Here is a 19845-nt window from a genome sequence, read left to right as displayed (position 1 = left end):
CGCTTGCCGTCTTGCTTGTTGCAGATTTTCGTTGTAAAAACGTGTATTAAAATTGCAATTTTCAGTATCAGGCTGCTTTTTATGCGGATGATAAGTAATGTTCATTGCATGATGTTGGCTGTTCAATTGAAGCCCAAAAGTGGCTGTCTAGAATAACTGAGAATAACTCGTTTTAACACTCGGGGAGGATGGAAAATGTTTATAGCAGTCTATGAGTTTGAAATAAAAGAAGGCACGGAAGCGTCATTTCGAGAAGCATGGCTTGAAGTGACAAAGGTAATTTATCAGCATTGTGGTAGTTTTGGCTCAAGACTTCACCTATCTGATAAGCCTAATGTTTTAGTGGGTTATGCACAGTGGCCTAGTCGAGAGCAATGGGAAAAAGATCACAAATTAACGGGTTTGCTGTACGAAAATGCTCGCGAAGAAATGCGTAATTGCTTGGTCCAATCGAGAACAGTTTATAAGTTAGAAGTCAGCGATGACTATCTGCAAACCACTTTGGCTTCAGAGTACGAACAAAAAATAACTACAAAATAACTAGACAGCCATTCTAATTGGTCTTGAATATCGCTTACTTAGAATATCTTTCTTGAATAAAATGGCTGTCTTGAATATCTTGGTATGTAAGATTTTTAAGAACAAGTTGGCTCTTCAAAGTTGATTTGAGTTGATGACATCGACTGATGCTCATTGGATAGTTAGTATGGCTGTCTAATTAGTTTAATTAGTTTAGCGATGACTATCTGCAAACCACTTTGGCTTCAGAGTACGAACAAAAAATAACTACAAAATAACTAGACAGCCATTCTAATTGGTCTTGAATATCGCTTACTTAGAATATCTTTCTTGAATAAAATGGCTGTCTTGAATATCTTGGTATGTAAGATTTTTAAGAACAAGTTGGCTCTTCAAAGTTGATTTGAGTTGATGACATCGACTGATGCTCATTGGATAGTTAGTATGGCTGTCTAATTAGTTTATGAATATCCTAAGGATTACGAGGGAGCTCGCTAGAGTGCGGCGTTATGTGGGCCTCAATTTTATGGCATTTATATTATGAACAACTTATTTACATATGTATCGATAATCACCAACTCACTCGAAAATCAATTGATTGTTGAGCGAAATATTGTAAATGAGTTAGTTGAAGATGATGGGGTAGTTACTCAATATTCAGAGCAAATAGTTAAGTTTAGAAATGGTGTAACGATAAAACAGAGTATTGAGAAGGACGTTGAATCTTCGAATACAGAAGTGGCTTGTGAAGAATCCTTTATCAATTATGAAGTTTTATTTGAGCCTGAAGATTATGACATTAACCCAAAGCGTAAAAATTTTATTAATCATTGCCAAGAAGCATTTTGGGTAAAAATAAGTACAGTACAAAACGCAAAAACATGATCAAGTAGCCGCAGGTATCTAACCTCCAGCCCCTCCACCTGTATACAGCTCCGCACCGGGCTTATCCTGAAAATGTTTAAAATACAATGGTCGATTAACGCCTTTGTATTCCAGGCCTTACCAGGCATCTCCTGATTTAGCGCCATCGTTCTAAGAAAACGATAAAAAAGGCAATGACATATTTGTCAGGTTTCTCATTTGTTAGCTCAAGTTCTTTTTGGCAGCCGAGTGTCAATCACCAATGTGAGTCGATTTGAAGAAAGGCTAATTGAGTTACAGCAAACATTAAATTAGGCACCAAACGATCCCCTCCCTTCTCAGCACTTAGCATCGCTTCACACCCAACAAGAATACGAACACATACTATTTACACCCTTATTTAATTGATATTTTACAAGTATTTACATTGACTGACGTTGCCATACATTCAAATCGCTATCCTTTAAATAACTAAACAAGAGGGGATACATGATGAACAGCAAATTAACTATTTCAGCAATTGCCGCCTTAGGTCTTGTTCTTAGCCTCGGAGCTTATGCCACAGGTAAAGGCAATAACAACAGTAGTCAGCGCCAACAAATGCCAGCCTACACAACAATGGATACCAATCAGGACCAACGGATTAGTGCAGACGAGTTTCATGCCTTTAAGGCCCAGCGTATCGCACAACAAACCGAAGCCGGTCGCAATTTAAAAAACATAGCCAACTCGCCGACCTTTGAAAGCCTAGATAGTAATGGCGATCAATTCCTCGACCAGAATGAATTAAATCACCAACGAGGAATGCGACAAGGTGGTCAAGGAGAAGGTGGCCAAGGAAAAGGACGAGCCTTCTAATCGAAGCTAAGCCACTGCTTACCCAGTGGCTTCTTTATTTAGAGCTTTAAATACAACTTTTAAAACACAAAAAAACACGTATTACATGTGATTGTCCAAGGAGAGCGACATGTCCCACTTCAGCTGGAAGCAGAGACTCGTGATTATTCCCCCCCTGATACTTGGTGGCCTGTTCCTTGCCTTTGCTTCAAGTATGAAAGCCGAGCCGCCAGCGGCCTCTCAAGCGACCCCCAAAAAGGTGGTGCGAGTCCTTAAAGTGCTGCCACGTAAAATTCAGCCAATGGTACAAGCTTATGGTTACACCGAACCCGAGCAACAGTGGCAGGCGCAAGCAGAATTAGAAGGGACAGTTCTTTGGGTCCATCAAGATTTTGACGATGGCGGAGTGATCCAGCAGGGGGCGGTGATTCTCAAGCTCGATCCATCCACTTATCAGCTGGAAGTCGCGAAGTTGAATGCCGAGATTGCAGTGGCCCAGCTTAAAGACCGCACGATTAGCGAATCGCTGAACATTGCCGTGCAAGAATATGAGCTGCAAAAATCCGAGTATCAGCGGATTCTAAAATTAAGCAGCACCGGGCACATTTCAAAAACTGAAAAAGACAACGCAAGCCACCAACTGCTCAGTAGCCAACAGCAACTGCAAACCCTAAAAAACAGTCTGGTGATCAATCAGGCGGAGCAGCAGGTTTTACAAATACAGTTGGCTCAGGCCGAGCGAGACCTCATCAATACCAGCATTGTTGCCCCCTTTGCTCTGCGCATTACCGAGACCTTGGTCGATAAGGCAGAATACGTTAGCAAGGGGCAAACTTTACTTCGTGCCGACGGGATCAGTGCGGTTGAGGTTAAGGCTCAGTTTCCTTTAGGCAAAATGCGCCCGCTACATCAGGCCACTGCCCTTGCGCCCATGGAAGATACTGCGCATAACAATTTAAGCGCGCGGGTCTCACTCAAGGTGGGCGAACAGCTGGTCCATTGGCAGGCACAGGTCAGTCGCTCCGGAGGGAAAATTGATGCGCAAACCCAGAGTCAAAGCATTGTGGTTCACATCGATAATCCTTATCAGCAAGCCAAACCCGGTGAAAAACCGCCGTTGATCCGCGATACCTTCGTGCAAGTCACGCTCAAAGCACCGCTATTAAACGAGCAGCTGCTGATCCCAGCCAATGCCGTTCACAATGATCAGGTCTATCTGGTCGGTCAAGAAGGCAAACTGGTGATTCGGCCAGTTAAGGTCGCCTTTATTCAACAGCAAATTGCGGTGATTCAATCGGGTCTGCAGGCCAATGATAAGGTGGTCTTAAGTCAGCTTTCACCGGCAGTTACAGGCATGCAACTAAAACCGCAGGCCGATCCTAAAATTCAAGCATGGCTGGATAAAACCACCGGGTTTAAAGCGTCGAAGCCGCAAAGTATGGAGGGTCAATGATGATTGCCTTATTTGCTCGCCATGCCACCGGTGCCAATGTATTGATGCTAGCGCTACTGTTACTCGGTGCCTTGGCGCTTCCCAAATTACAGAAAGATACCTTTCCTCTCACCCCGACTAAAGATGTTGAAATTCGGGTTAATTATCCCGGCGCTTCTCCCTACGAGGTACTCGAAGAAATTTGCCTACCACTGGAAGATGCCATCGACAAACTCAATGGGATTAAAGAGCTCAGCTGTGATGCCAGAGAAAACTTAGCCATCGCCAATGCCGAAATTAATTCTGGCGAAGACATCGACATCATCACCGCCGACGTTCAGCAGCAGGTGAATGCCATTCACGATTTTCCAGCCCGGGTTGAACAAATCAGCGTCAGTAAATTGGACCGGGTTGCCACAGTTGCCAGTGTGGCGATTCGTGGCGATATGTCGGCGCGTGATCTTTACCTGTTTGCGCAAGCAGTGAAGCAGCGTTTAAAAGCCAATCCGATGATTGCTCAGGTCAGTGTCGGCGGATTTTCCGCACAAGAAATAGAAATTCGAGTGTCTGACTGGACGCTCAAACAATATGGCCTGAGTATTACCGATCTCTCGGCGATGGTTGAGCAACAAAACCTGAATGCGCCAGCCGGAGTGTTTCGCAGCGACTTGGCTGAGACCAGCGTGCGCCTGATACAACAGAGTAACAGTGTCGAGGAGATAAGAAACATCATCATTAAAAGTAGTGAATTGGGCACCCAACTGCGACTCGGCGATATTGCAGAGGTGGAGCAAAAATTTGCGCTCGATGAAGATAAAATATTATTCGAAGGCCAGCGCGCGGCGATCTTACAGATCTCAAAAAGCAACGCTCAAGACTCGCTCAAGGTCAAAGCGGCATTAGAGAGCTTAGTGGCGAAAGAGCAAGCCATGGCACCGCAGGGGGTCAGTTTCGATATCACTCAAGACCTTAGTGTCAACATCAAAGAACGCTTACGCATTCTTAGCAGCAATGGCATTCAAGGTTTGCTATTGGCCTTCCTGATGTTATGGGCCTTCTTTAATATTCGCTTTAGTTTTTGGGTCGCGATGGGCTTACCGGTGTCCTTTCTGGGTTCAATTTTTGTGATGCACGTGCTCGGTTATACCATTAACATGATGACCATGGTCGGCCTGATCGTCGCCATTGGTTTATTGATGGATGATTCTTTAATTATTGCCGAGAACATTGCCGCGAAGCGCCAAGCAGGGATGCCGCCGATTGAAGCGGCCATTGTTGGCAGCAAACAAGTGTTCCCCGGCGTGCTGGCCTCCTTTGCTACGACTCTGATGGTGATTGGTCCGTTGATGTTTTTAAGCGGGAAAATGGGCGACGTACTGCGCTATATACCGATTATTTTGCTCATCACCCTGTTAGTGAGCTTAGTCGAAGCGCTGCTGATCCTCCCCTCGCACCTTGCCCACAGTGACTTGCAGGCGAAACCGAATCCAGTGCGCGCGCGTTTTATTGCCGGCTTTGAAAAATTAAGAGATGGCCTGTTTGTCCCGCTGTCGATGAAAGCGATGCGCGCACCTTATTTCACCTTAGGTTTATTGTTCATGGCAGTGCTTGTGTCCAGTGCAACCTTCTCTGCGGGTTGGTTGAAGTTTAAGGCCATGCCCGCCCTGGAGAGTGATACCTTGCAAGCTCGTATTCTGCTTCCACAAGGCAGTTTACTTAGCCAAACTGAAACGGTCGTTGAAAAAGTATCGGCGGCTTTAGTGCAACTGAATCAAGATTACGCCGAGGCTTTTCCTCGGTCCGAAGCGCTGATTAATAGCACGACCATCACTTACAACAGTAATCTAGACGCCAATGAATCGGGGCCACATATGGCGACGGTGAGTGCCGATCTGCTGCCCGCACAATTTCGCCAACAGAGTATTAAGAGCTTGATCCAAAGCTGGAAAGAGAAAGTGGGGCCAGTCGCCGATGTGGTGTCGCTCAAGTTCACCGATAAGGAAAGAGGGATTGCCGGCAATGGTATCGATATTCGAGTGCAAGGCGCTTCCTTAGATGACCTGGATCAGGTGAGCCGCTCACTGATTAAATGGCTGAAAGGTTTCGATGGCGTGTTTAACTTGTCCAGCGATCTGCACAAAGGCAGAACTGAGATCCTGGTGAGCCTAAAAGATCAAGCTGGAGTGATGGGCGTGAACGCCGCGCAAGTTGCCCAAACTCTCAGCGGTGCGGTCAAAGGCAGTACCGAGCTCACGGTGTTTCAACAGGCCGAAACCTTGGACATTACGGTGCGCCTCTCTGATTTCACCAGCCAGGCTAGCTTGCAAGGGCTAAAAGACTTAGCCGTGACCGCCAGTAATGGGCGTTTGGTGCCACTCTCCAGCGTAGCTGAATTTAGCGAGCAACAGGCTTACTCACGAATCAACCGGATCAATGGCAATAACACCGTCACGGTGCAGGGTAACATTAATACCAATGTGGCCAATGCCAGAGAAATCATGCAGCAGTTTTATCGAGAGTTTGTCCCCAATGTGCAGCAGAAGTTTCCCGAACTTAGTTTTGTCTCGCAAGGGCAAGATAAGGAAAGTGCCGACACCGGTCGCTCGTTATTAAGCTTTTTTATCTTGGGAGTGATAGGTATCTACTTGATCCTCACCTTCCTGTTTCAAAGCTACAGCCAACCTCTGGCGGTATTGCTGGCCATCCCCATGGCTTGGATAGGAGTCGTCTGGGGTCACCTTGGTATGGGGCTCGACTTAACCATTCCCAGCCTGGTTGGCTTTGCCACCCTTGCCGGGATCGTGGTGAACGATAATATTCTGCTGGTGAACTTTGTGAAACAAAATATCGCTCAAGGGGGAAGTTTGATGGAGGCTTGTCAGGCCGCAGTCCACGACCGTTTTCGGGCGATTTTTATCACCTCTTTAACCACCTTTGCCGGCTTATTGCCCTTATTAACGGAAACCAGCACTCAGGCACAATTTCTGATCCCGCTGATTGCCAGTATCGCCTTTGGTTTGATCTCGGCCACCCTGTTGGCTTCGATCATCGTGCCTTGCGTGCTGTTAATACTGGATGATTTGAACTGGAGCAAGTTTAATCAAGTGCCATCACCAGCAAATATCCAACCACCGATGACAACGGAGTAAAAGAAAACTGACAACAAGCCATTGCTGCAGCCCATCTTAGGCAAAGTGTCGGCGCACAAGTCCGTCGCTCACAGTCAAGATGGGTGATCTGCGCGAAACCCAATGATAGTGTGCTGCGCAACGGCTCATGAACAAAAGCTCAATAAAGAATTCTTAGCACCTCATCTGCCTTTATTCAGCGACAGAATCAAGCCAAAAATCAGCACTCAAAAACTGTTTTTCCTTTAGATAAAGGTATAAGGGTAATCCAAAGGAAACACCGATGATTAAAGTATCCACCATGGCGAAGCTTCAAGCTTTCACCTGACGCCTTTGCCCAACAACCACAATAAAACCTAATAAAGTTACAGCTGCGATAACCACATCGAGCCAATTTTCATTCAAAATCAGGTTTCGGCTGCAAAACGAATCAAACTAGAATTTATTACGCGAATGTCAAACATCGCATAGATTAAATCGCGATGAATCTCCTGAATCAAAGCATACCTTCAAGCAAAAATGTCCCATGCTTTAGCTTAAAATAGAAACTAAAAAGGCCGCATACAGCGGCCTCAATCCAAACTCGAGTCTCAAGGTACTCAGTGAGTCCATCAAACTACCGCGTAGAACGGCACTAGCGAGAACCAAGTTGGTCGGCGGTTAACATTGCCGCTAATACTAACTCTGGCGTGACTTCAAAAGGCATGTTGTGAATGGTTTCCCCTTCAGCACAAGACGCTTCTGCAACCTCGAGTAATTTATCACGGTTAATCTTAGTCACCCCCATGGCTTGAAAGTTAGTCGGCAGACCCACCGAGCGGCAGAACTCAATGACTTCGTCGATTTCAGCCAGCGGCGCATTCTCTAGTACCAACTGAGTCAAGGTCCCAAACGTCACCTTCTCACCATGATAGAGATGATGGCATTCTTCAAGCTTGGTTAAACCATTATGGATGGCATGCGCGGCGGCTAAACCAGAACTTTCAAAACCGATCCCAGAAAGATAGGTATTCGCCTCAATAATATTTTCCAAAGCAGTATTCGATAAATTTTGATCGCAGGCTATTTTAGCCTTTAAGCCATCAGCAAGCAGGGTGTCATAACACAATTTAGCCAGCGCTTGTGCGGCTCGAGTTGGTGCGCCACCCGCCATTGTCGCCTTGTTAGAAATGCTGTTTGCTCTCGCTTCAAAGTGAGTCGATAAAGCATCACCCATCCCCGACACCAATAAACGGGTTGGCGCAGCGGCAATAATAGCGGTGTCCATGATCACCATATCTGGGGTACGTGGATAAACCAGATACTCGCTAAACTCCCCTTCAGGCGTATAAATAACCGACAAGGCGCTCGTTGGTGCATCGGTCGAAGCAATCGTTGGCACAATCACCACCGGTAGCTTGCTGTAAAAGGCCACAGCTTTGGCAGTATCTAAGGTTTTTCCGCCGCCAATTCCAACAATCGCTTGGCTTCCTTGTTGCTCAGCAATCGCAGTTAAGCGCTCAATTTCGGGTCGACTACATTCGCCAGTAAATTCAAGCATGCTCAACTCAACTTGCGATTGTTGACAACTGTTCGCTACCGTCGCGCCCACCAGTTCGGTGACAAAACCATCGGCAATTACCATCACCTTATGAGCTAAGGGTTTAAGATAGTCGCCGATGCTCGCCATAACCTTGGAACCTTGAATATATTTACTTGGGGAAATAATGATCTTGTCCATGTTAAGCCTCACTAATTGTTATCGATAAAAGTGGCTATAAAACGCCATCGTTGCTTTGCTTAACTTATTGTAAAGAGCCAAGCATGGACAAATTGTGCGCTACGGTTCATTTTGTCAGAGAAGACAAATTATTATGATGGGTAGACAAGATAGTGATACCCTGCGGCCAGCCTATTGTGGAAGAACAATGATTGATCGAGCAAGGCATCATGTTTGATCGTATGGGGACTCATTAGCTTGCAAACGCTCACTAAAATGATAATCAAATTTAAATACTTTTAAGCTGATTTTTGAGCAAAATGAATAAGTAGTTTTAAGCTGACTGTCTTGAACATTTGTGTCTAAAAACACAAAAAATATTAATTATCTTATAGTTGCGACTCAAGCCTTGTTCGATAAGGACAGCCATTTCAAGCTTCTATTTCACTAGTTGAAGAGAATCGCTTTATAACGTGATTAGTTATTCTCTAATTACGATGGATGTCTTATTTATTTTATTTATTTTGTTTTAGTAATTTGACTTGTGAGGTTTATTCCCCTTTGGGCCGTACCGATTTATGCTTCACTGATTCTCGATATGCACTCCAGTCAGGGGTAAATCCGCGATAATATTTAAAGAAAGCTCGGTATCAATAACGTCTCCCATTCCAACTATCATCCATCACTTACTTAGTTGCAACATTACTTTCTTGAGCAAATACCCAATTCAATTTATTTTCTCCGAAACATATAGCAAAAAAGATGAACATCAGTAAAAAATCTTCGCAACATACACTCTAAAGCTAACAGCTTAATGTAATGCAAACACCCATCTTTTAGGCACATGCAGTTAGCATGTATCACACATAGATTGTTTCACATTCAAAGTAATTCTATATAAATCAATAGAGTATCAGTAAGGTTTGAAATAAAAATATTAAACACAGCGTTTCATGTCAAATCGATGGTAACGACCTAGCTTGTATATGTATGGTTGCCGACACCAACAGGCGAAACGTTGCCTGCTACTTCGCTGAGAGCACCGAAAATGAAGAATCTTATTGTTGAGCAAAGGCTTGGTTTAAAGCTAGAGCGTGATAAAAAGAGGCCGTATTGGCACGCGAGAAACTCAGCTGATCCACCTTCATGTAATGACTGTGTAGCGCTTGGTAATTGGCTCTTTGTGCAGGCGGGGTGGGATTTTTATTCATCGGTCCCGTTTGATAAATATAATAATCGGGGGCGGCAAACAGCACGCTCTCGAAATTAAACTTAGCAATCTTTCGTTGCGAGGGCGCAAATAACTCTCCCCCAGCCGCTTCAATAATACTATTCACAATATTGCCCTTCCCCGCAATCATGAAGGGATGCTCGGTCACTTCATAAACCACCTTTGGTTTAAGCTTTAAAGGCTTAATTTCGGCGCGTAACAGGGTGAGTTTATCGATTAATGCTTTGGCCTGCGACTGGTGATCGCTTAACTCGCCTAACTGCTGTACTTGCACCAGAATGTCATCCAAGGTTAAGGGATTATACAGCAGCGTTTGTGCGTCAATTAAAGCGGCCATTTGCTGAGAGAAAAAACGATTGGAACTAATAATTAATAAATCAGGCTTAAGTCTCTTAATCAACTCAACATTAGGTTTGATATGCGAGCCTATTTTAGTGGCATTGGGAAAATCAAAGTTATTGCGAGTCACCCCAACTACCTTATCTGCCGCACCGAGCTGGATCAGGATGTCGCCAGCGGCGGGCGCAAGCAGAACAATTCGCTGATAAGCAAAAGCGTTAGGGATTAAAACAAAAGCTAGTATCGCTGCGAGTAACCGACACATCATACACCTCAGAAAGCAGTGCAGGGCTTAACTGTTGTTGCACTACATCGTACAACAGCTTGCCCTGCTTTAAGAAAAGAAAACGATCGAAATAACGATGCGCTAAGTTGATATCGTGAACCGAACTAATGATAGTTTGCGGCAAACTATATAGATGCTCAAAGATCTGCAAGGTATGGCGAATATCTAGGCTGGCGTTGGGTTCATCCAAATAGACAATTGGTGCATCTTGATTAAGCACCCGAGCCAACATCACCCGACGCTGCTCGCCACCAGACAGCTCGGTATAACTTTTACTTTGATAGCGTTGAATATCCAATAGCGACAGCAGCGCTTGGGTTTTGTCTCTGTCTTGCTGCGAAAAAGACTGGCCGTTGGAGCAGGCAAATCGGCCCAGCTGCACCACCTCAAAGACACTAAACGGAAAAGAAATATCAGAAAACTGCGACAGCAAGGCAAACTGTTTAGCCCGTGCTAAATGGGGCGTATCTCGAAGATCAAACCCATCATAAAATACACTATTTGGCGGCGGTTCAATCAGACCAGTTAGCAGATTGATCAGGGTACTTTTACCACAACCGTTCTCCCCCATTAAGGCCACTTTCTCACCCTCGGAAATGGTGAGAGAATCCAGCTCAAGTTGGAAGTCACCACGCTGATAACAGAGCGCGTTAATGCTAATTTTAGCCATTCCAGAAGCGCCCTCTGCGAGTACGTAACAAGTAAAAGAAAAATAGGCCACCTAAAATGGCCGTGATAATCCCCACAGGCAGCTCTGCACCACCAGGGATAATCACCCGGGAAAGGGTGTCCGATAGCATTAACAAAAAACTACCCAACAGACTGGAATAAAAAATATTCAGTTTCATGTCACTGCCAAACAAGCTACGTGCAACATGCGGAACAATCAGCCCAACAAAACCGATAATGCCAGAAAAGCTCACCGCCACTGACACCAAAATAGTTGATAACACAAAAGCGACCGAGCGTAAGCGGTGCACGTTTAGCCCCAAGCTTTGTGCCGATTGTTCATCCAAAGCTAAGATGTTGAGTTTTAAGGCTTGTCGCTGCAAATAGAAGTAAACGCCAGTCAAGATCAGGACGCACAACGCGAGCTTGTCCCAACTGACTAGAAATATGCCGCCCATTAACCAGTACACAATTGAGTTCAAAGAGTCTTCAAAATAGTATTTCGAGAAACTAATCATGGCCGATGCCACAATATTCATCACCACGCCAGCTAAAATCATGGTGATAGGATTGATCCGCCCCTGAGTTAAAGACATCCGATAGACCAAGATTAAACCACTAAGCCCAGTGACAAAGGCAAATACCGAGACCAAGTACACCGGTACGCCGATCGCTATCGCCAGTACAGCACCAAGCGCCGACGATGAAGCCGCCCCCGTGGTAAAGCTATCGGCCAGCGGGTTCTTTAAGGTCAGTTGGTAGATACTGCCACTAAGGCCCAACATGGCACCGATGACAGCTGCAAATAATACCCGCGGAAAGCGTAACTCCAGCAGAATACTTTGCTCAACACTGGTCATCGCCAAAGGATTAATCCAGTGCGGGCCGACCATGGTGGAGAGCAACGCCGAAACGATAAATAAGCTGACCAACAGCGGCTTCATGTTTCAACTCGCTGAACAATGTAGTGAGCAATCCACAGCAATAATGAATTAAGCAGCAACAAAATCCCAAGAGACTGAAAACTAAAAGTCCCTTGATTTAGCAAAGCCGAACGGAGCAGCTCAGCGCTGTATGTCAGCGGTGAAAATGCCGCCACCACCTGTATAATGCTTGGCATTTGATCAACCGGGAAAAAAGTCCCCGAGAGAAACATCATGGGAGTAATAATAAAGGCGTTCATGGTGGCTTGGTCACGATGATTTTTCATCTTTAATGCCACAATAAAACCAATCAAGGAAAACGCCGCTAAGTGCAAGAATAATGAGGCAAAAAACAGTATTGAAAAGTGCAGTTTTACGCCACATAACACACTATAAACAGCAATAATCACCACAGGGATCAAGCCTTTGGTCATACCGTATAACACTTCACCCGCAACAATTTGCCAACGCTGATTGGGTGCCAACAAAAACTCTTCGAAAATCTTTAAGTAGAAACGGCTAATATTAATTTCTGAGGCAATATTGTAGCTTTGATTCATACTCGACATTGCCAGCAAACCAGGCAATAAGAAGGTGAGATAATCGATTCCCCCCACCTGAGTTTCTTTACCAACCCCGAAGCCAAAGGCCATCAAATATAAAAAAGGAGGAACCGCTCCAGCCAACACCGTACGCACTAATTTTTTACGTAAAATGGTGCACTCTCGATAGTAAATGCCATAAATCCCATCAAGCATGTTTGATTAGCCTCTTGCCGGTGAGCGTTAGAAACACATCTTCGAGCGTGGTTTCTCGAATGCTGACTGGTGCATCGGTAATATTCGCTAAACGACTCAGTGCATCTTGGCGCTGTTCAAAAAACTCTTGCTCTAAGTTTTCACCTTGAATGTCGAGTACAAACTGGCCAACCTTGGTTTTTAATTGTTCGGGCGTTCCCTCGGCAATCAGTTTGCCTTGCTCAATAAAAATCACCCGCTGCGCCAAACGCTCGGCTTCTTCAATGTAGTGAGTGGTTAAAAATATGGTGCACTGTTGCTGCTGGTTAATCCGACTCAGAAATTGCCACATTTGCCGGCGACTATGTGGGTCGAGTCCCACCGTTGGCTCATCTAAAAATAAGATCTTTGGCTGATGCATTAAGGCGCGAGCGATCACCAACTTGCGTTTCATACCACCAGAGAGTTTTTCTGCAGGTTTATTTCGATGCTCGTACAAATCAGTAAATTGCAAACTTTGCTCAATTTGCTGCTCCAGCGCCTTACCTCGTAAATGGTATAACATACCATGCACCCGCAGATTCTGGACCAGGCTCAATTCTCGGTCCAAGTTATTGTGTTGCGGAACCACTCCGATCAACTTCTTCAAATTTAAACGGCGGGGATGGAAATGTTCACCTTCATATAAAATTTCCCCAGAACTTGCCTCAAGTAGCCCAGTTAACATTTTTATAATGGTGGTTTTACCCGCGCCATTGGGACCAAGGAAGGCACAAATCTCCCCCCGGTTCAGAGAAAAATCAACCTTGTCGACAGCTATAGTGCGATCAAAACAACGGCTTAACTGCCTTGCTTCAATAATGACCTTTGAGCTTTGGTTCAGCGCTTTGTGCAAATGAATGGTCTACCTAATGAAGAGAACATACGGAACTTAGCGAGTTTTTCGCCCAGCTCCGTTAACTGATTATTTCAAAGTAATGTTGGCGTCTTTTGCCGCATCGCGAAGGTGTTGCAAATACAGTTGTTGGATCTTGTCGTTGCTGCCTAGACCTTCGAGGATAGGAGTAACCGCAATCCCATTTTGGCTCAGCATTACTTTCCAAGAATCATCTTCATCGCCAGCCATATCATTATTTGCATGGTCACCCGCAACGACCATCAGTGGTTTAATCATGACGGTTTGAATCCGGTCATTTTTTAGCTTTTGCAATAAGGCAGCAAAATTAGGATGGCCTTCAACCAAACCAACATAGATCTGTAGATCAGGATAAAGCTGATTCAACTGCTCTTCTAACTCGTAATACAAACCGGTCGAGAGATGATCATTACCGTGTCCCATATAAACCAAGGCGCTGTGGTGAGCTTTCGCTTGCTCAACATCGTCGACTAAAGATGTCGCCAATTTTTCTATATCCTCAGAATAAGAGTACTGTTTCCCCCAAGTTCCCATTAAGGGGCGACCCAAGGCGATCTGCTTAAAGGGCTTCCATTCCGGCTTGATGGTTTCAATAGAGTTGAGTGCATCCACATAAGCTTTTAAGTCGATAAACTCTTCGCCATGAGACAATAAAGTGGTTTGCACAACAATCTGGTTGTAGCCTTCATTCTGTAAATCGGCCAACGTTCCCAATACATTTTTCACTTGATAAAAAGACGCGGGAATTTCTGGGTGGTCTTGCTGATATTGCTGATCACTTTGTCTTTTATGCCATTTTTTGCGAATTATATTCGAGGTAAAAGCGTAACGTACCGGTGTATTCGGGTAGGCTTTTTCGACGCTTCGTTTAATCGCCAACAGCGATTCGACGGCAGAATCATATGTGGTACCAAAAGCGGCTAATACAATCGCGGATGTATGCGGTTCATTTTTATTCATTAAATCAGATGCCATGGATGAGTTTGTTGTAAATGCGAAACCAATGAGGCTCAGGCATAAATACTGGATAGACCGAGTTAATACTGTCGAAATTTGCATATATTCACCGATAAATAGATTGGTGCCTATAAACTCAAATTTTTGCTGCTTGTAAGCGAGTCTATAAGCGATTGATTAATGAAACGCAGCATCCAAGATGATTGCAGTCTTGATAGCCTCGAAGGCGACCACAAACATCGGTAGCTGATTACACCTCATCAACGCCCCCTCATCTTCTCAAAAATAAATCAATCGTCATTTGAGCAAGATCAGGCTAGGCCTGATGATCATTTCCTGTTATTGATTTTTCCTTGCAAACAAGGTAATTCATCTACAAAAAACATTGTAACTAGCTCACTGTAAACAAGTTGTGGATTGCTTTTTAATTTGAATGACTCAGTAAAATATTGTTACAAGTCGACAATATTTTTCTATCTTTGGCGATCCAGAGTACGCAAATCTCTGGCGATAAATTGAGCTTAATTCAAGCAGCTAACAGCATTTGAATTTGCCCTAAGCGCCTAGGATTGATTGAATTCGGGTGATTATTCTTACAGCCGTGAGTCACTGACTAAAACAATAAAATACATCTGAAATGTTGCCATCTACGCCAGTGTAGATCATCGGCTAACGCAGTTTAGTGAAACGCAAACCTTACCCAAAATTTACTTAAAAAATGTATCTCGCGAGCGCTCAATAAACGCTAACAGCGGCGTAGTAAACCGTCGCGAATTTGCAGTAAGGACTGTTTTAGTTGTGTCATACTGCGACACCCCATGAGACTAATTCGCACCGCTGGCTGCTGATTAGTGACCACCGCAAAGTGATAGTCGGCGCTCACTCGAATATGCTGTTTAGCCATCAACTCGGTAAACACTTGGCTGCTCCAACCTTGAGGCAGTAATAACCAAATATGGAATGCATGATGCTTTGGCAATTGCTGATCAACAAAATCAAATTGCGCAAAGATTTGTTTCGCTAATTGCTGACGCTGCCCTGCCTGCTGCTTTTGCCACTGACTAATTCGATCGACGTCACCACTGCGAATCATTCGACAGGCCAATTCTTGTAATATTGGAGAAGGGAGCCATAGGGTTGTTCGCAACAAATGAATATAATCGTCTCGCTGAGCTTTAGGCACAACCAATAGGCCCAATCGCAAGCTAGGCGAAACACTTTTCGATAAGCTACTCAAGTAAATAGTTTGACTCGGTGCAAATGAATAAAATGGTTTGATTTCATCCTCGCTGAGAAAACCATAGATATCGTCATCGATTACTTGTATGTCACACTCTTTCACTAACTCAGCAAGCACCTCACGGCGATTATTTGGCATCACACTACCCGTGGGGTTTTGACAAGACGCAACCAATACCAAGGCTCGAATCGATTGCTGAGAATGCTGTTCACGTAAAGATTGTGGGCAAAGCCCCTGTTCATCTAATGACACAGCCACAGGTACACGACCAGTTTGGCGCAATATCGCTAAGATCCCCGGATAACAGAGAGACTCAACCGCCACCCGATCCCCCACCTGAGTACAAGCAAGAATCGCAAGCAGCAAACCATGCTGGGCGCCATGACAAGGGATCACTTGCTCAGACTCACAAACAACACCTTGGCGCTGCAACCATTGACTAAAAGTGGCGAGATGTTGCGGATTACCTGCACCATCTTCATAACCGCAATAACGTTCCAGATCTGCATCACTAAATTGCTTTAGATGTCGTTGCAATGGCCCGAGCAAAGGACTAACTAAAGGGGCAACCAAGGACAGATTCACCTCTCCATCGGTGCGCCCTTTGATACCATCACTCATATTACCGTTAAATATTACGAAAGTGCCCCTGCCCACCCCCGCGCTCAGCAAGCCTTTGGCTTCCAATGCTTGATAAGCTTGACGAACGGTGACCGCGCTACTCCCAATGTAAGCCGCTAACTGACGATGAGCTGGTAATTTGTCCTGAAAGGTAAGCTGTTTCTTAAGAATGGCGTTCTCAATACATCGCGCAATTTCTAAGTAAAGCGGTCGAGCCTGAGGATTAAAGCCAATTAATAAATGCTGCATCGTTTCATCTTGATAGGCGTTATAGGAATAGCCGCAACTATAACAACTTTGCCCACAACAACAATCATCCCGGCAATTCAACAAGCAATAACAACAAAGAAAAATGAAGTGCTCAATTCAACCGAACAACTGTGCTTCTGCTCAAAGTAAGCCATCAGACGTCCTTATTAATTACATTGGATTTAAGGTAAACCATGACAAAAATGCTAAACCTCACTCTATCGGTTTCAGCTGAGCCTCTTTTGCATATACTCCCGCGTACTTAATCAGCAACGATTTGACCCATACCGGATAGTCATCGCTTTGCATCTGTTTTTCAATTTCAGGCAATAGATACAAATAGGGGGACTTTTTAGACATAGAGATATACAAATTGCCAGTGAGGATGGAAGTGGGTAAGTCAACGATGTCATCCTTAATCCCAAAGGCTTGCAACATCGCTAAACCAGAAAATCGCCCTACCGGAATAAAATCAACCCGTTGATGAAACAATTTATGAAAATTCTGCCGATAAGTTGTCACTCGCTCAATATTGGTATTGTCTTTTAGATATCGATCAAAACGCTGCCCAATACTTACACCAAGTACCATTCCTGCTTTCTTACCTGCTAAATCTTGCCAATTTTGGAAGGCAAAAGAGGCACTTTTGTTCACAAATACAGCTTGCTCATTAAACCCCATTGGGGTGGCAATAAACGTTGAATAGCTTTTTCTGGTTTCATTAATAAACGAGCATATATTGATATCAACCCGCCCCGTTTCAATATAACTTTGGCAACGCTTCCACGGGCCCACATAGGTCAAATCAACATCCACCCCCAGATTTGCAAACAAAGTTTTAGTGACTTCTGCACACGCGCCTTTAATTTCCGAGCCACTGGTCCAGTTCCAAGGCGGATAATCATGATGGCCACAGGCCGACAGTTTAATTGAACTATCTTCAGCAAATGCCTCTATAGGCTCCGCCAAAAAGCAACACACCATTAAAAAAAGTGGGGTTACGGCTCTTTTTTTCATGATGTAGATATCTCCAATACAATTTGAAGAACGAAACAGAAATCACCCTCGCTACATCTTACTCTTACAAAATAGAGCCGATATTGATCCAGACGCTCTATAATAGTAGCCAGCCCCTTCAATTATAAATGAGTAAATAGCCGAACTGTTAAATCTGTCGGCGTTATTCATCACCGCTCACGCTTGTAAAAAATGCTGACCACATACGCAACCCACGCAGTTCATCCTCAATCACCTAAGGCTCTCTGCGATGAAATACTATCCTTCCTAACAAAATCCTGTTCCACAGTCATGGAGGTCTCATGATTGACTCAGCTAAATAAGTCAATTTTCAAGTAATAAGATAAAAACATGCTCATCATTTGAAATTGAACTAGTTCAATGCAACTATCATTGCAATAAATCTTAAGCCATCTAACTACAGAGGGAGATTACCAATGGATACATCTCAAACCAGCAGCGTTGCATTTATCGGTTTAGGCACAATGGGTTACCCCATGGCAGGCCACTTAAGTAAACAAGGATTTAAGGTAGTCATTTATAACCGCAGCGACGCCAAGGCGAAGGCTTGGTTGAGTGAGTATCAGGGGACTCAAGCTGCCACACCGGGGGATGCCGCAGCTCAAGCCGATATTATACTCACTTGTGTTGGTAACGATGAAGACGTGAGACAAGTTTATTGCGGCGAAAATGGCATTTTCGCCAAAGCGAAGGCCAATAGCATCTTGGTTGACCATACCACCGCCTCGGCAGGCCTAGCAAGAGAACTCTACGCCCAAGCCCAACAGCGGCAACTGCAATTTTTAGACGCCCCAGTGTCTGGTGGTGAGGCCGGAGCAATCAACGGTGCCTTAACTGTGATGGTAGGCGGAGAACAAACCGCCTTAGATAAAGTACAAGCGGTACTTAACAGCTACGCCAAAGCGGTTAATCTTGTCGGAGGTGCAGGCTATGGGCAACGCTGTAAAATGGTCAATCAGCTGTGTATTGCTGGGGTCTTGCAAGGCCTATCGGAAGCACTACAATTAGCAAAAGCGGCCGACTTGGACATCAATACGGTGGTCAATGTTCTTCAGCACGGTGCCGCCGGCAGTTGGCAGTTAGCAAATCGGGCAAACAGTATGGCTGACGACAAGTTTGATTTTGGTTTCGCGATCGATTGGATGCGCAAAGACTTAGCCATTTGTTTCGATGAAGCTGAAAATCTAGGAATTGATTTACCCCTTGCTAAACAAGTTGATGCGGAGTATGCGAAACTGCAACAGCGCGGTTACTCACGTAGCGATACCTCGGTACTGATTAAACAGTTTGATAAATAACCGATAAAAATACAAAAAAAACCTAAGGCCACAGGCCTTAGGTCAGTCACACGCGAGAACGTGAGTATTAGTTCAAAAGTTAAAAAACATTAGAAGTAAAACACATTGAGTACAATACAGCGGCACTAGAGGACTGATAACAAAGAGACAACTCTTGCCTTCATCCATGTATGGCACGTAGTGACTCGGAACTAGCAGCGTTGGCTCAAACTTATTCAAGCCCCTAAAACTGGCTTAAATACTGCTAACCACTGTATAATAGCTCAATTAATGACCAAGCCAGTGAATGAAATTTAAACAACTGTAAGGATAACGGTACAGCGATTCATAAGCGGATTCCGCTCAATGATTACAACAGAGCATCAAGCTTTCACTTGCACCGCTTCCAAAGCTAGACTAAGCTCGCGGCCAATCGCAGTAGCGACATACATTTTCCTGGCGAAATCACGCCACATTTATCAGATATAGGTAAGTCAATGACTATTATTGCCGTTCCCGAATTAGCTAAACCAGAAATTAGAAATCATCACAAACTACGCCACCTTAAAAAGATGGCGATAGGCCCTTTTGCTCAAACCTGTGCCGAAATTCGTTTCGTCACCGATATTGAAAAATTTGACAAAATTGAAGCAGCGCTAGTGCAAGCCCAACAGCAGCAAACTTGGGAATTATTTATTGCCTACTTTAATCAACAATATCATGTGGCAATCACCTTTTTGACTGAACAAACTCCGCTCGAAGAAGTATTAACCACCGCCACCGAAGTGATTACCGAACTTGCTGGTCCCGTTGAACTAGATATTTTAGCGGGTGATGCAAACTATGGAGACTGGGACAGCTGCTACGCAAACTAGTACGACTT

General features: G+C 44.5%; 17 protein-coding genes. 7 read left to right on the top strand and 10 right to left on the bottom strand.

The features are described from left to right. Positions 1 to 195 precede the first annotated feature (195 nt). The 5 genes from ACRRSY_RS06355 to ACRRSY_RS06335 all read left to right on the top strand — a co-directional run bounded on the left by ACRRSY_RS06355 (position 196) and on the right by ACRRSY_RS06335 (position 6801). Complete coding sequence (locus ACRRSY_RS06355; protein ID WP_432464601.1) at positions 196 to 540, top strand: antibiotic biosynthesis monooxygenase family protein; 345 nt, start codon at positions 196 to 198, stop codon at positions 538 to 540. A 519-nt stretch (positions 541 to 1059) separates the two neighbouring features. Then, positions 1060 to 1404 carry a hypothetical protein gene (locus ACRRSY_RS06350; protein ID WP_432458933.1) on the top strand — a complete coding sequence of 115 codons (345 nt, stop codon included), beginning with the start codon at positions 1060 to 1062 and terminating at the stop codon, positions 1402 to 1404. A gap of 468 nt (positions 1405 to 1872) precedes the next feature. After that, positions 1873 to 2241 (top strand): hypothetical protein, encoded by a 369-nt coding sequence (locus ACRRSY_RS06345; protein ID WP_432464600.1) that lies wholly within the window; start codon positions 1873 to 1875, stop codon positions 2239 to 2241. 109 nt (positions 2242 to 2350) lie between these two features. Further along, complete coding sequence (locus tag ACRRSY_RS06340) at positions 2351 to 3673, top strand: efflux RND transporter periplasmic adaptor subunit (RefSeq protein WP_432464599.1); 1323 nt, start codon at positions 2351 to 2353, stop codon at positions 3671 to 3673. Next, positions 3670 to 6801 (top strand): efflux RND transporter permease subunit, encoded by a 3132-nt coding sequence (locus ACRRSY_RS06335; RefSeq protein ID WP_432464598.1) that lies wholly within the window; start codon positions 3670 to 3672, stop codon positions 6799 to 6801. Before ACRRSY_RS06340 ends, ACRRSY_RS06335 begins: the two co-directional genes overlap by 4 nt. Before the next feature lie 171 nt (positions 6802 to 6972). Here ACRRSY_RS06335 and ACRRSY_RS06330 read toward each other — a convergent pair whose 3' ends face one another. The 10 genes from ACRRSY_RS06330 to ACRRSY_RS06285 all read right to left on the bottom strand — a co-directional run bounded on the left by ACRRSY_RS06330 (position 6973) and on the right by ACRRSY_RS06285 (position 17664). Further along, the gene (locus tag ACRRSY_RS06330; protein WP_432464597.1) at positions 6973 to 7083 is read right to left on the bottom strand and encodes a DUF2834 domain-containing protein; all 111 of its coding nucleotides are present in this window, start codon (positions 7081 to 7083) and stop codon (positions 6973 to 6975) included. Positions 7084 to 7414: 331 nt separating this feature from the next. Further along, a complete protein-coding gene (locus ACRRSY_RS06325) occupies positions 7415 to 8500 on the bottom strand; it encodes a glycerol dehydrogenase (RefSeq protein ID WP_432458928.1) in 1086 nt (361 codons plus the stop codon). A 1037-nt stretch (positions 8501 to 9537) separates the two neighbouring features. Then, positions 9538 to 10317 (bottom strand): ABC transporter substrate-binding protein, encoded by a 780-nt coding sequence (locus tag ACRRSY_RS06320; RefSeq protein ID WP_432454025.1) that lies wholly within the window; start codon positions 10315 to 10317, stop codon positions 9538 to 9540. Beyond that, complete coding sequence (locus tag ACRRSY_RS06315) at positions 10268 to 11005, bottom strand: ABC transporter ATP-binding protein (protein ID WP_432454026.1); 738 nt, start codon at positions 11003 to 11005, stop codon at positions 10268 to 10270. Before ACRRSY_RS06315 ends, ACRRSY_RS06320 begins: the two co-directional genes overlap by 50 nt. Further along, the gene (locus ACRRSY_RS06310; RefSeq protein ID WP_432464595.1) at positions 10998 to 11948 is read right to left on the bottom strand and encodes a FecCD family ABC transporter permease; all 951 of its coding nucleotides are present in this window, start codon (positions 11946 to 11948) and stop codon (positions 10998 to 11000) included. The genes ACRRSY_RS06315 and ACRRSY_RS06310 overlap by 8 nt, the downstream gene beginning before the upstream one ends. Next, entirely contained in the window at positions 11945 to 12685 is a 741-nt protein-coding gene (locus ACRRSY_RS06305; RefSeq protein ID WP_432464594.1) for an ABC transporter permease, read from the bottom strand. The genes ACRRSY_RS06310 and ACRRSY_RS06305 overlap by 4 nt, the downstream gene beginning before the upstream one ends. After that, positions 12678 to 13559, bottom strand: coding sequence for an ABC transporter ATP-binding protein (locus ACRRSY_RS06300; protein WP_432454029.1), 882 nt, complete (start codon positions 13557 to 13559; stop codon positions 12678 to 12680). Before ACRRSY_RS06300 ends, ACRRSY_RS06305 begins: the two co-directional genes overlap by 8 nt. Before the next feature lie 69 nt (positions 13560 to 13628). Continuing rightward, positions 13629 to 14540, bottom strand: coding sequence for a sirohydrochlorin cobaltochelatase (locus ACRRSY_RS06295; protein WP_432464593.1), 912 nt, complete (start codon positions 14538 to 14540; stop codon positions 13629 to 13631). 742 nt (positions 14541 to 15282) lie between these two features. Then, positions 15283 to 16647, bottom strand: a complete 1365-nt coding sequence (locus ACRRSY_RS06290) for a PLP-dependent aminotransferase family protein (RefSeq protein ID WP_432464592.1) — start codon at positions 16645 to 16647, stop codon at positions 15283 to 15285. A 213-nt stretch (positions 16648 to 16860) separates the two neighbouring features. Then, positions 16861 to 17664 carry a substrate-binding periplasmic protein gene (locus ACRRSY_RS06285; protein ID WP_432464591.1) on the bottom strand — a complete coding sequence of 268 codons (804 nt, stop codon included), beginning with the start codon at positions 17662 to 17664 and terminating at the stop codon, positions 16861 to 16863. A gap of 437 nt (positions 17665 to 18101) precedes the next feature. Here ACRRSY_RS06285 and ACRRSY_RS06280 point away from each other — a divergent pair, with 437 nt between their 5' ends. Then, complete coding sequence (locus ACRRSY_RS06280; protein WP_432464590.1) at positions 18102 to 18983, top strand: NAD(P)-dependent oxidoreductase; 882 nt, start codon at positions 18102 to 18104, stop codon at positions 18981 to 18983. Positions 18984 to 19459: 476 nt separating this feature from the next. After that, on the top strand, positions 19460 to 19837 hold the full coding sequence (locus ACRRSY_RS06275; protein WP_432464589.1) for a hypothetical protein: 378 nt from the start codon (positions 19460 to 19462) through the stop codon (positions 19835 to 19837). Positions 19838 to 19845: the final 8 nt, after the last annotated feature.

The organism is Agarivorans sp. QJM3NY_33 (assembly GCF_050870865.2).
GTDB lineage: Bacteria > Pseudomonadota > Gammaproteobacteria > Enterobacterales > Celerinatantimonadaceae > Agarivorans.
The sequence above is the reverse complement of the archived record's forward strand: the minus strand, read 5'-3'. Positions and strand labels throughout refer to the sequence as shown.

Coding starts and splice junctions, on each gene's coding strand:
- ACRRSY_RS06305 (WP_432464594.1), bottom strand. CDS start 12,685: ATGCTTGATGGGATTTATGGCATTTACTATCGAGAGTGCACCATTTTA.
- ACRRSY_RS06285 (WP_432464591.1), bottom strand. CDS start 17,664: ATGAAAAAAAGAGCCGTAACCCCACTTTTTTTAATGGTGTGTTGCTTT.
- ACRRSY_RS06295 (WP_432464593.1), bottom strand. CDS start 14,540: ATGAATAAAAATGAACCGCATACATCCGCGATTGTATTAGCCGCTTTT.
- ACRRSY_RS06345 (WP_432464600.1), top strand. CDS start 1,873: ATGATGAACAGCAAATTAACTATTTCAGCAATTGCCGCCTTAGGTCTT.
- ACRRSY_RS06355 (WP_432464601.1), top strand. CDS start 196: ATGTTTATAGCAGTCTATGAGTTTGAAATAAAAGAAGGCACGGAAGCG.
- ACRRSY_RS06350 (WP_432458933.1), top strand. CDS start 1,060: ATGAACAACTTATTTACATATGTATCGATAATCACCAACTCACTCGAA.
- ACRRSY_RS06325 (WP_432458928.1), bottom strand. CDS start 8,500: ATGGACAAGATCATTATTTCCCCAAGTAAATATATTCAAGGTTCCAAG.
- ACRRSY_RS06310 (WP_432464595.1), bottom strand. CDS start 11,948: ATGAAGCCGCTGTTGGTCAGCTTATTTATCGTTTCGGCGTTGCTCTCC.
- ACRRSY_RS06340 (WP_432464599.1), top strand. CDS start 2,351: ATGTCCCACTTCAGCTGGAAGCAGAGACTCGTGATTATTCCCCCCCTG.
- ACRRSY_RS06330 (WP_432464597.1), bottom strand. CDS start 7,083: ATGGTGGATACTTTAATCATCGGTGTTTCCTTTGGATTACCCTTATAC.
- ACRRSY_RS06320 (WP_432454025.1), bottom strand. CDS start 10,317: ATGATGTGTCGGTTACTCGCAGCGATACTAGCTTTTGTTTTAATCCCT.
- ACRRSY_RS06315 (WP_432454026.1), bottom strand. CDS start 11,005: ATGGCTAAAATTAGCATTAACGCGCTCTGTTATCAGCGTGGTGACTTC.
- ACRRSY_RS06290 (WP_432464592.1), bottom strand. CDS start 16,647: ATGCAGCATTTATTAATTGGCTTTAATCCTCAGGCTCGACCGCTTTAC.
- ACRRSY_RS06335 (WP_432464598.1), top strand. CDS start 3,670: ATGATGATTGCCTTATTTGCTCGCCATGCCACCGGTGCCAATGTATTG.
- ACRRSY_RS06275 (WP_432464589.1), top strand. CDS start 19,460: ATGACTATTATTGCCGTTCCCGAATTAGCTAAACCAGAAATTAGAAAT.
- ACRRSY_RS06280 (WP_432464590.1), top strand. CDS start 18,102: ATGGATACATCTCAAACCAGCAGCGTTGCATTTATCGGTTTAGGCACA.